Here is an 11,617-nt window from a genome sequence, read left to right as displayed (position 1 = left end):
AAGCTTTTAGCTTCCCTTTTTTATTTTATATAGAAAAGAAAAAATGGAATTGTTAAACAAACATGTTACAATTAGAAAGTTCAAAGAAAATGCTATTGAGGATGAACTTTTAAAATCGATTATTTACTCTGGCACAAGGGCATCTACTACAGGAAATATGCAATTGTACAGTGTTGTGCTTACTAAGGATAAAACTCAAAAGGAGAAGCTTGCTCCTTTTCATTTTAATCAGCCTGTTGCAAAACAAGCTCCTGTGCTTTTAACATTTATAGCGGATTTTAATCGTTTTGTAAAATGGTGTGAGTATCGGGATGCACAACCCGGCTACAATAATTTTTTGTCGTTTTTTACTGCTGCTATTGATGCTTTGCTGTTTGCTCAAAATGTTTGTATTGCAGCTGAGAACAAAGGACTGGGGATTTGTTATCTTGGTACAACAACTTATAATGCACAGGAGATTAGTGAAGTATTGGAATTACCTAAATTGACGTTTCCGGTTACTACAGTTGCATTGGGATACCCCGATGAGCAACCGGGTTTAACAGATCGTATTCCTCTTGAAGGTATTTTACATAACGAGAAATATGAGGATTATCCAAAGGAAATGATTGATGAGCTCTATTCATTTAAAGAGAACTTAGAAACGTCAATACAATTTATCAAAGAGAATAAAAAAGAGACATTAGCGCAGGTTTTTACGGATATTCGCTATAAAAAGGCTGATAATGAATTCTTTTCGGAGAAGATGCTGGGCTTTTTGAAGCTGCAGGGATTCTGGGGCTAATTATTCAGCAAGAAATGTATTTATATAGTTTAAGAACTCTTGTCGGTAGCTATTCCCGATTGGAAGTTTTGTTTTGTTGATAACGACCATGTTCCCTTCAACCAAATCTATTTTTGATAATGAAATGATAAATGATTTATGCGTTCTGTAAAATTGTTTTTCAGGGAGCAGTTCAATTATTTTTTTCATGGAAAGGTTGGTGACTATTTTTTGGTCGGTTAAATGGATTCGAATATAGTCTCCCAAACCCTCTATGTACAGAATATCAGTATAGTTAACCTTGATGGTCTTTTTATTCGATTTTATAAATAGAAAATCGTTGTTGTCCTTTTTTTCAATGTGATGAGAACTCGCTGCTTCCCGTTTCAGTTGCAACAGTTCTTCAGCCTTAAAAATAGATTTACAAAAACGGTCAAAAGAGAATGGTTTTTTCAGGTAGTCAATAGCATCGAGTTCAAAACCTTCCAAAGCATATTCCGAGTATGCAGTGGTGAAAATCACGAGCGGAGCATCTTTTAAGTTACGTAAAAATGAAATTCCTGAAAGCTTCGGCATATTTATATCCAAGAAAATAAGGTCAATCTCTTTTTCCTGTAATGCTTGATGAGCACAGATTGCATCATTACAAGTTCCTTCAATTTTTAGGGAGGGAAGCTTTTTCGCATATTGTTTGATAACATTCTGCGCCAATGGTTCATCATCGATTATTAGTGCCTTAATTTCCATTTTATTTAAGTTTTAGTTGAAGGTGTACTGAGAATATCTGATTTTCTTTTTTTGTTGTTAATGAATAGTCGTTTTGATGATATAACAATTTTAGTCTTTGTTTTACATTACTGATTCCGATTCCGGAGTTCTTTCGGTTCCAGTTTTCCCTTTCTTCAAAATTGTTGGAAATAGCAAAATCCAAAATGCCTTCTTTTTCAAAATTAAATTTAATTTCAATAAAGTCCTCTCCTTCATTTCCTGGCAATCCATGTTTAAAAGCATTGTCAATAAATGGTTCGAATAGTAAAGGTGCGATTTTTGATGATGGTATTTTTCCTTCTATTTTATACTTGATTTGTATATTTTCGGGAACCCTGATTTTTTGAAGGGTGATAAAATTATTTACAAATTCTATTTCTTTTTCCAGGGAGATATATTTTTCTTTGGATTCATAAATTATATGTCGCATTAAATCAGACAGTTGAAGAATCAAATCAGGTACTTTATCCGATTTTACTAACGCTAGTGAATAAATATTATTAAGAGAATTAAAGAGAAAATGCGGATTCAACTGGCCTTTTAATGTTTTTAATTCAGCTTCCAGTTTTTGTTGCTCTATTTTCGCCAGTTTAAAGTTTAAATCCTGGAGTGAAAACCACTCTTTTATAAATTTAAGAAAGGAAGTAACCGCCACATAAATCATAGATGCAAAAAAGTAAGCTGAGTGCAGATTTACGTCGAATGATGTAAAGCGCTCTTTAAAGTTTAAAGCATTTCTTAAAGGAAAAAGGAGTAAAAATTGGATAATTAGACTCGAAAGCGTGAGAAGAATAATGAGCCAGAAAATGTAGAAAATATAATTCTTCTCTTTTAAGAATTTAGGAATTAGGAAATATAAATTGACATAAACCGCAACTGCAAATCCAATATTGGTAATCAGAGCTTTTGCCAGGGTTACAAGGTCAAAATGAACACGTTTTTCGTTAAAATAGAAGAATGAAAGCATTAATGCAATGCTGGCCAGCCAAAAGATAACATGGCCTCCAATTTTTAGTCGGTTATATAACACAGTCCTTGGCATCTATATTCGGTCGCGTTTGTTAATTATTTTTTTCAGATAATATAAAACCGGGTTCGTATATTTGAGATTCTTCCATGGACGGCTCGAATGAGGAAGGTGTAAAACCTCTAATCCTTTAGCCAGGTAGTTTTTGAAACCAAGTTTTTTTGATTGTCGGCTTATAAACACGTCAAACCAGTCCTTATTTTGCGAAAGATTTTGAAAATCGAATCTTTCAAGCAGAGGTGTTGAAATGAGTGTACAACAGAAACTTAAACTGTGCGAAGTGTCAACTATATGATTACTTTTCTTTTTCTCAAAGGTATAGGGGAAATTATACTTTCCTGATTGGTCAACGGTTATGGCTCCGAAAAGACCAGTTTTTTCGTGTTTCCCGGAGAGTTTTATTAAGTCGTCTAAAGTGTTTTTTTGAATTACAACGTCTGATTCAACGATAATTAGAGGACTATTATTTTCCAAAGCCTTTTTCTGCGCCATTTGAAGCACCAGTTTATAGTTTGGCGAAGGAGTAGAAGTGACATCTTCCAGATGAATTAGTTCAAAACCTAGTTTGGTCCTTATTTTTTCCAAATATGATTTTGTTTCGGGTTTACTAAAATCATTAAAAACAAAATATTCAAAATCTCCTTTTGCTTTTGAAATGGCTTCAATGGTTTTTTTTGTTGTTTCCAGCGAATCTTTTACCGGAGTTATGACAATAGCTTCTGACATTTTTTATTTTTCTGGAATACAAAGGTAGCACAATTTATGTGTTTATTTTCTGTAAAATTCACGGCTGAACGCCTGTGCTGTCGGCATAACGAGAATATCATCTATGTTTACATGTGCCGGACGGGTGAGAATAAAAAGTATAGTTTCAGCAATATCCTTTGCAAAAAGTGGCGTAAACCCTTCATAAACCTTATCTGCCTTTTCCTTGTCTCCTTTAAACCGGACGAGCGAAAATTCAGTTTCAACAGCGCCGGGTGAAACTGAACTTACTTTGATGCCGTGTTTTAGCATATCAAGTCTCATTCCCTGTGTAAGCGACTGAACGGCATGTTTGGTTGCGCAGTATACATTTCCCATTGGGTAGGTTTCTTTTCCGGCAATTGAGGAGATATTTACAATATGCCCTGAATTTCTCTCTGTCATTTTTGGTGCAATAAGTCTGGTAATATATAGCAATCCCTTGATGTTTGTATCGATCATTTGTTCCCAATCGTCAACTAACCCTTCCTGGACAGTACTCAGTCCAGCAGCCAACCCGGCATTATTTATAAGCACGTCAATGTTCATCCATTCTTTTGGTAAGCTTTTAAAGGCATCCGTCGTCTTCTCCCGGTTTCTTATGTCAAAAACCAGTATATGAACTTTGCATTCTGAGTTGCGTGTTATTTCATCTGCCAGCTTTTTTAGTTTTTCTTTCCGGCGGCCTGTGAGGATTAGATTAAAGTCGTTTTTTGACAAAAGTCTCGCTGTTTCTTCTCCGATTCCAGCTGTTGCTCCGGTTATTAATGCTGTTCTTTTCATATTCTTCCTATATTCTAATTATCCCCGAAATTAAAAAAAAGCTCTATTTTTATGGAAAAATCGTGTACTTAATTACCTTTGCTTTGCTGAATTATGTAATAACTGAGCTGTATGAATGAGATTGTTGAAAAAGAAAAGGAATTTACTATTGATTCCATTCCGGAACCAGAAAATATTGAGGATGTTATTTTTTCCTTAATGGTTAATCCAAATTTGTCTTCGATAAATTATTTTAATGATTTTAGTGAGATGAATATCTCTCCCGATTCGATTGGAGATAGTGATACTGACGAAACAGGGTTGTTTGATATTGATGCTTCGGGAACTTGTATGGCGATGAGTACACATGCGTTTCATCATCATTTGGAAAATGATCCGCAAATTGCAACAGAAATTTTGGTTTCCAGGGCGGCACGTAAGATGTTATGTTTTGGTGCAACTCCAATTGCAATAAGCGCATTTTTGTACCATATCGATTTTGCTGATCCGAATGGGCAGTTTATTGCATCGGGGGCAAAAAAGGGGTTGGAGAATGCAGCTCAAAAGTTCAACCTCAAAATCTCGGATAGGAAAATAAGATTTGATCATTTCTCAGAACACGGCCCGGTTCCCCCAACGATTATTGTTAGTATGATGGGGGCAATTGAAAAACGTGAGCAGATAACGTCGCATAAATTTGATAAAAAAGGCAACAATATTTTTATGATTGGCCGTTCGGTAGATGATGTCGGCTCATCTGAATATCTTGAATTTTATCACGGAATAGTAAATTCTCCGCTTCCTTCTTTTAATATAGATAATGAGTTGAAGATTCAAAATGCGCTTAGAAAATTACATGAAAAGGATTTAATACAAAGTGCAAGTCCGATTGGTAAAGGCGGACTTTTCTTTACTTTGCTTCGCTCTGCAATACCTAACGGACTTGGGTTTGACATAACTACAGACGCAGAGATTAGATTGGATTCTTTTCTTTTTGGAGAGTCAATGGGGAGAATTTTAGTGGATGTGGATTCTGAGAAAGAAGACGATTTTGTAGACGTTTTAACTGAATTTAAAATTCCGTTTTTTACTCTTGGCCATGTAACAAAAGGTGAAATCAGAGTAGACGACATTTCTCTTGGATTTATTGATAAAATGACCACTGGTGTTTAATGGCAGCTCTTCCTTATAAAGATTCAGATCAGGGGAAAAAAGTGCAGGTTGAGGAGATGTTTGATAATATCTCTCCAAAGTATGATCTTTTAAATCATCTGCTGTCAGCAAATATCGATAAAATTTGGCGGAAGAAGGCGGTTAACAGGCTTCGTTCATCCAACCCGAATATGATTATTGATATTGCAACCGGAACTGGTGACTTTGCAGTAGAAGCCACTAAAATTAAAAATTCAAAGGTTACCGGTATCGACATTTCTGAAGGAATGTTGGAGGTTGGCAGAAAAAAGATTCAAAAAAAAAATCTTACTCAACGTATTGAATTTATTAAAGCCGACTCTGAAAATCTTCCCTTTTCGGATAATACTTTTGATGCTGCATTAGTAGGTTTTGGTGTTCGCAACTTTGAAAACCTTGAAAGGGGTTTACGAGAAATAAGCAGGGTGCTGAAACCAGGCGGTGCGTTTGTTGTATTGGAATTTTCAAAACCGCGCAAGTCACCATTTAAAGAGATTTATTATTTTTATTTCACTAAGATTTTACCGGCGTTGGGGAAAATTGTTTCGAAAGATAACCGGGCATATACATATTTGCCGGAATCGGTAAATGAATTTCCCGATGGCGATAATTTTCTCATGATATTAAATAAGGTTGGTTTTAATGATGCAAAAGCTTTTCCGCAAACTTTTGGAATCGCAACGATTTATCAATCGTTTAAAGTAAAGAATTAACAAAGGAATACAATAAATTGTGCATTTCGTTGTTCTTTTCAAAAGAAAAAGTAGTTAATTAAATCAGTGAAGAAATTTATCATTTTCATATTATTTATCCTGTTTGCTTGTTTCGGTTTCTCGCAACAGCAAAAAGTAAATTTTCTAACTACTTTTGACGATAAGTTGGTTCATTTTGGCTTTACACTTGGAGTTAATACACTTGACTTTGCCGTTGTGAATTATAGGTCGATTGGCGATAATCCCGGTTTTGAACCGAAAATCTGGCAGCTCGATAATCCACAGATAACCGGTACCAGACCGGTTCGCTCCGATGTTGCTGAAGTTGTTCCCGGTTTTACGGTAGGGATTGTTTCCAGTTTACGGTTAGGCCGCGATTTTAATCTCAGGTTTCTGCCAGGCTTATCTTTTGGTGAGAGAAAGTTGACGTACAATATCGACGTGTGGGATATTTATAACGATCAGCCGATGACCTACTACTCCGTCAAATCAACCTATCTCGATTTTCCTTTGCTTATAAAATATAAAGCCCGCAGAATAAATAACGACAGGCCTTATGTGATTTTTGGCGGTGCCTACCGGCAAGATATTTCAAGAACAGCGGAGGAAGATTTAGTCAGCTTAAAAAGTGGCGGTTTATACGCCGAAATGGGGGTAGGATGGGATCATTATTTTACTTTCTTCCGGTTTTCCATTGAAGCAAAAGTTAGCTTGGGGTTAAACAACCAACTTGGTCCGCCTCCGGCTGATACTCAACGGCAATATTATTCGCAATCAATAAAATCACTGCGATCAAATATCTTTACACTTTCATTTCATTTCGAATAACATTCCGGCTAACTGCTGACGTCTGAATTCGCTACAAACTATTCCGGTAGCTACTGCAACATTTAATGATTCTGCTTTATTATTATTGATTGCAAAATGAGGAATCATAATTTTTTTATCAACTCCATATTCATTTTCTTTTCTTATCCCGTTTCCTTCATTGCCCATAATTAGAAGTGTTCTTTCCGGGAGCATTTCTGCGTAAATGTTTTCTCCTTCCAAAAAAGTCCCTGTAATTTTTATATTTGAACTTTTCGCCAAACTATATATTTTTTCAAACGGGCTGTAAATAACTTGCGTTCTGCAGATTGATCCCATACTTGACTGAACAACTTTTGGGTTAAAAATATCTGCTGTATCGGGCGAGCAAAAAATGTATTCAATGCCAAACCAGTCACTTATTCTGAGTATTGTGCCTAAATTCCCCGGATCCTGAATACCATCAAGAAAAAGCGATAAATTATTTTCCAGTTTTCCTGGTAGTTTATTTTGGGGTGGAATTTCACACAGAGCAATACAATTTTGAGGACTTTTTTGAAAACTGGCTTTTTTAATTTCCGCAGTGTCTGCTTCTGTTACTTCTTGAGCGTGATTTGAATTAATTTTATTGCTGGTAATAAACGATTGTGTTGCAAATAGATGTATAATATTTATTTTTGATTGGATAACATCCAAAACATTTTTATCTCCTTCAACCAGGAATAAATTCTCTTTTTTTCGGTATTTTTTTTGTGAAAGTGAATGAATAAGTTTAATCGTATTTTTACTAATCATCTAAAAAATTGTATTGTGTTGAAATATTAGTAGTAAAGTTACTGTTTCTTAATAAAACACTTCATTATTTTTGGGAAATAAAACAATTGGATGAACAGACGCGAGAATCTTAAAAAACTGGGATATCGACTTGCAATAGCAGTGATTGCAGGTATTTTTTTATTGGCATGTTCACCGGTTAAGTTCGTTCCCGAAAATAGTTACTTGTTAAATAAAGTTGAAGTAGAGGTTGATAATGCCGAAATAAACAAGGATGAAGCAAAAGCTTATGTCAGGCAAAAGGAAAATTATAAGATTCTTGGATTTGCAAAATTTCATCTATGGCTTTATAATCTCTCTTCAAAAGAAAAAAGTGATGGATGGCTAAAACGTATTGGGGAGCCGCCACAGATTTATAATGAGGCTTTGGCTATTCAGTCAGAAGGACAATTAAAGCAATATTTAAATAACAGAGGATATTTTCATGCAAGTGTAGACCAGAACGTTGAATACAATGATAAAAAACAAAAAGCCAACGTAACTTACTCGCTTGAAACAGGAGAAATCTACCGAATCCGGGATATCAATTATCATTTTAGCAATATTGAATTGCGTAGGCTTTTTATGAGTGATAGCTCCAGGACACACATAAAACCAGGTACTGCTTTTGATTATTATATGCTTGATAAGCAGAGGTCTTCAATCGTTGACTTGTTTAGAAATAACGGATATTATTATTTTGCAAAAGAAGATGTTAGTTACCTTGCCGACAGCAGTAGGTTTGAAAAGGAGATTGTACTCGATTTATATGTTGGCGATAACCGCAATAGCTCCGATGATTCAGCAAAAGTTTTCACTCCCTATTTTTTTAATAACTTTTATGTTTCAGTATTGCCGGGTACCGCACCTTTGAATGATGTCCAGCAGTTAAATTCATTTACTGATACACTTTGGACGGATAACTTCACCGTTTATAGAAATAATCAAATAAAATACAAACCGTTGTTGTTTGAGAGGTCCTTGCAAATGAAAAAAGGAGATCGCTATAGTATTTCAGATGTTGAAAGCACTTTCAATTCATTTAATCGTCTTCGGCAATTTCGCTTTATTGATATTCAGTTTCAAGAGCCTCAAATGGAAAAAGATACCAATTTGCTTGATTGTTTTATTCGTTTAGCTCCTTTAAGTAAACAATCTACATCTTTTGATATTGAAGGCACAAATACATCTGGTAACATGGGGATTGCAGGTAATATAAATTATCAGCACCGTAACTTGTTCCACGGTGCGGAAGTGTTGAATATAAAATTACGAGGTGCGATGGAAAGGCTTGCAAACAGAGAGTCGGAATATTTTAATACACGTGAAGTAGGAGTTGAGTCCAATATAACAATTCCCAGACTTTTAGGTCCGGGGAATATTATTGGATCTTTTAAAAGTTTTATGCCAAAGACTGTTTTTACGTTGGGATATAATTTTCAGCGAAGGCCGGAATACACAAGAACAATAGCGAATGTTAAGTTTGGCTACGAATGGATGAGATCTGAAACATTCAGGCAAACCTTGAACCTGCTCGATTTTAATATGGTCAATTTATACCAGTTCGATCCTGAATTTATTGCAAACATAGAGGATTTGTATATCAAAAGTAGTTTTACGGACCATCTCATTCTTGCATCCAACTATTCTTTTACTTATAATACTCAGGGTTTAAATTCGAGTAAAGGGTATAGTTATTTGAAATTAAATGTTGAATCTGCCGGGAACCTTTTAAGCCTTGCATCATCTTTAACCAATCAGCCCAAAGTGCAGGTGGTGGATACTTTTGGGGTAGGAACAAGCGAATATTATCGGATTTTTAGTACACGTTTTGCTCAGTATGTCAAGTCTGATGTTGAGTTTCGGTACGGCTATACAATTGACAAATATAATACTTTGGTTGCAAGAGCCTTTTTAGGGGCAGGCGTTCCCTACGGAAATTTTGATGTTTTGCCCTTTGAAAAGAAATATTTTACCGGTGGTGCAAACGGGATTAGGGCCTGGCAAGTGCGTTCGCTTGGGCCAGGTACATACAAGGCATCTAAAGATACATATCCCAACCAATCTTCAGATATTAAACTGGAAGCTAACCTTGAATACCGTTTTAAATTGATTAGCTTTATAGAAGGGGCTTTATTTTTGGATGCAGGTAATATTTGGGCCATAAATAAAAAGGATAACAGAGAGGGTGCCCTTTTTGAGTTTGATAAATTCTATAAACAACTGGCTTTTGGGACAGGAACCGGTTTACGATTCGATTTTAATTATTTTATTTTCCGACTGGATTTGGGGATGAAATTACGGCAACCTTCTGATCGTTTTACTGATGGTTGGATTATTGGCAACAGATCGTACAAAGCTGACGATTTTAACCTTTCATTTGCTATTGGTTATCCATTTTGATAATCTTTTTAAAAACAATATGCGTTACACTGTTTCAGGAATAAAATTTTTTGCATTTTTGGGACTTTAAATTTTGGATTATGAAAATAGTCCGCCTTTTTATTTCATTTTAATAGTTAGGTTATGTCGGAAAATAATAAACAGTTACAATTACGCGATTCATTTGGTTCTAAGTTTGGTGTAATTGCAGCTGCTGCTGGATCAGCCGTTGGATTGGGGAATATCTGGAAATTTCCATACATAGCCGGGATTTATGGAGGCGCTGCATTCTTGTTTGTTTATTTGGCTTTTATTGTTGCCATAGGGTTGCCGGTAATGCTCTCTGAGTTAATTATAGGTCGTGGGTCCAGAAGAAATGCCTTTGGTGCGTTTAAAGTTTTAGCTCCGGGAACACCCTGGCGCTACATTGGGATTTTGGGTGTAAGCGCTGCATTTCTGATTTTGTCGTTTTACGGTGTCGTAGCAGGTTGGAGTGTTCAGTATATTGTTTTGTCGCTGGAAAACGGATTCTCAAATAAAACGCCCGACGAAATATCTTCACTTTTTACTACCTTAATTGAATCTCCGATAAAACCAGTATTATTGCAACTTTTCTTTATGTTGTTAACAGGTGCAATTGTAATTATCGGGATTAAAAAAGGTATTGAAAAATACACTAAAATTTTAATGCCCATTCTTGTTGTAATATTAATCTTCTTATGCATAAAAGCAGTATCTCTTGAGGGAGCCAAAGCAGGGCTTTTATTTTTGTTTAAACCCGATTTTTCAAAACTAACAGGAGACGGTATTTTAAGTGCACTGGGGCATGCTTTTTTTACATTGAGTCTTGGTATGGGAACGTTAATTACTTATGGTTCTTATATTAAAAATGATAATAACCTGGTGAATACAGTTATAAATGTTACGGTTGCCGATACTGTAATTGCTATTCTAGCTGGGGTTGCCATTTTCCCTGCCGTTTTTGCTTTTGGAATTGAGCCAAGTGAAGGACCAGGATTGATTTTCATTACGCTACCCAACGTGTTTCACCAAATGCCTGGCGGATATATTTTTTCAATTTTGTTTTTTGTTCTTCTTTCTGTGGCTGCTCTCACGTCGGCTATTTCAATTTTGGAAGTTGTGGTAGCCTACTTTAAAGAAGAATTTAATATGGGAAGAAAGGCTTCAACAATTTTGGCCACGATACTTATCTCAATACTCGGTATTCTTTGTTCCTTGTCAATGGGGGTTCTTTCTCCATATACATTTTTTGGTCTAAACATATTCGATTTAATGGACTGGATATCTGCAAATCTTCTTTTGCCAATAGGTGGATTGTTTATTGCATTGTTTGTAGGTTGGTTTTTGGGAAGAAAGAAAGTGAAAGAAGAGGTTTCCAAAGGTGGGAGCTTATCTGGAATATTTTTGTCAGCATTTTTGTTTTTGGTAAAATTTATAGCTCCGATTGCCATTGCAATTGTTATGCTGAATAAAGTAGGTTTATTGAGGTTCTAAATTTGTCCTTTTTCCCATTCATTTAAATAGTTATTTGCCATATTCTGAATAGGTATTTAGAAGAATAATTACTATTTTTCGAATAACCTACGCTTATTGTAAGATGAGTAAATTCTCAAACAAATGGCTTAA

11 protein-coding genes are annotated in these 11,617 nt (G+C 35.4%); 6 read left to right on the top strand and 5 right to left on the bottom strand.

Annotation, left to right across the window (positions count from 1 at the left end; translation table 11 throughout):
- The first annotated feature begins 43 nt into the window (after nt 1–43).
- Nucleotides 44–784 carry a nitroreductase family protein gene (locus K5G00_RS00490; protein WP_238763266.1) on the top strand — a complete coding sequence of 247 codons (741 nt, stop codon included), beginning with the start codon at nt 44–46 and terminating at the stop codon, nt 782–784.
- On the opposite strand, the gene K5G00_RS00485 is transcribed toward K5G00_RS00490, so the two are convergent.
- The 4 genes from K5G00_RS00485 to K5G00_RS00470 are packed head-to-tail and all read right to left on the bottom strand — an operon-like array spanning nt 785 to nt 4,085.
- Complete coding sequence (locus K5G00_RS00485; protein ID WP_238763264.1) at nt 785–1,510, bottom strand: LytR/AlgR family response regulator transcription factor; 726 nt, start codon at nt 1,508–1,510, stop codon at nt 785–787. It lies immediately after the preceding gene.
- Nucleotide 1,511: 1 nt separating this feature from the next.
- Entirely contained in the window at nt 1,512–2,573 is a 1,062-nt protein-coding gene (locus K5G00_RS00480) for a sensor histidine kinase (protein WP_238763262.1), read from the bottom strand.
- Nucleotides 2,574–3,284 (bottom strand): glycosyltransferase, encoded by a 711-nt coding sequence (locus K5G00_RS00475; protein ID WP_238763260.1) that lies wholly within the window; start codon nt 3,282–3,284, stop codon nt 2,574–2,576.
- 42 nt (nt 3,285–3,326) lie between these two features.
- Complete coding sequence (locus K5G00_RS00470) at nt 3,327–4,085, bottom strand: SDR family oxidoreductase (RefSeq protein ID WP_238763258.1); 759 nt, start codon at nt 4,083–4,085, stop codon at nt 3,327–3,329.
- A gap of 111 nt (nt 4,086–4,196) precedes the next feature.
- Between K5G00_RS00470 and K5G00_RS00465 the strand changes: the two genes are divergently transcribed.
- The 3 genes from K5G00_RS00465 (at nt 4,197) to porT (ending at nt 6,796) form a co-directional block, all read left to right on the top strand.
- Nucleotides 4,197–5,237 (top strand): AIR synthase-related protein, encoded by a 1,041-nt coding sequence (locus tag K5G00_RS00465; RefSeq protein WP_238763256.1) that lies wholly within the window; start codon nt 4,197–4,199, stop codon nt 5,235–5,237.
- The gene (gene ubiE, locus K5G00_RS00460; protein ID WP_238763254.1) at nt 5,237–5,968 is read left to right on the top strand and encodes a bifunctional demethylmenaquinone methyltransferase/2-methoxy-6-polyprenyl-1,4-benzoquinol methylase UbiE; all 732 of its coding nucleotides are present in this window, start codon (nt 5,237–5,239) and stop codon (nt 5,966–5,968) included. Before K5G00_RS00465 ends, ubiE begins: the two co-directional genes overlap by 1 nt.
- 66 nt (nt 5,969–6,034) lie before the next feature.
- Nucleotides 6,035–6,796, top strand: a complete 762-nt coding sequence (porT, locus tag K5G00_RS00455; RefSeq protein ID WP_238763252.1) for a type IX secretion/gliding motility protein PorT/SprT — start codon at nt 6,035–6,037, stop codon at nt 6,794–6,796.
- Here the strand turns inward: porT and K5G00_RS00450 are convergent.
- Nucleotides 6,779–7,570, bottom strand: coding sequence for a TrmH family RNA methyltransferase (locus K5G00_RS00450; protein WP_238763250.1), 792 nt, complete (start codon nt 7,568–7,570; stop codon nt 6,779–6,781). The genes porT and K5G00_RS00450 overlap by 18 nt on opposite strands.
- Nucleotides 7,571–7,660: 90 nt before the next feature.
- On the opposite strand from K5G00_RS00450, the gene tamL reads away from it, so the two are divergent.
- Together tamL and K5G00_RS00440 are read left to right on the top strand one after the other, a co-directional pair.
- Complete coding sequence (gene tamL, locus K5G00_RS00445) at nt 7,661–9,991, top strand: translocation and assembly module lipoprotein TamL (RefSeq protein WP_238763248.1); 2,331 nt, start codon at nt 7,661–7,663, stop codon at nt 9,989–9,991.
- 123 nt (nt 9,992–10,114) lie between these two features.
- A complete protein-coding gene (locus tag K5G00_RS00440; RefSeq protein ID WP_238763246.1) occupies nt 10,115–11,485 on the top strand; it encodes a sodium-dependent transporter in 1,371 nt (456 codons plus the stop codon).
- Nucleotides 11,486–11,617 lie beyond the last annotated feature (132 nt).

The organism is Maribellus maritimus, from assembly GCF_022267315.1.
In the GTDB taxonomy this organism is placed as follows: domain Bacteria; phylum Bacteroidota; class Bacteroidia; order Bacteroidales; family Prolixibacteraceae; genus Draconibacterium; species Draconibacterium maritimum.
The sequence above is the reverse complement of the archived record's forward strand: the minus strand, read 5'-3'. Positions and strand labels throughout refer to the sequence as shown.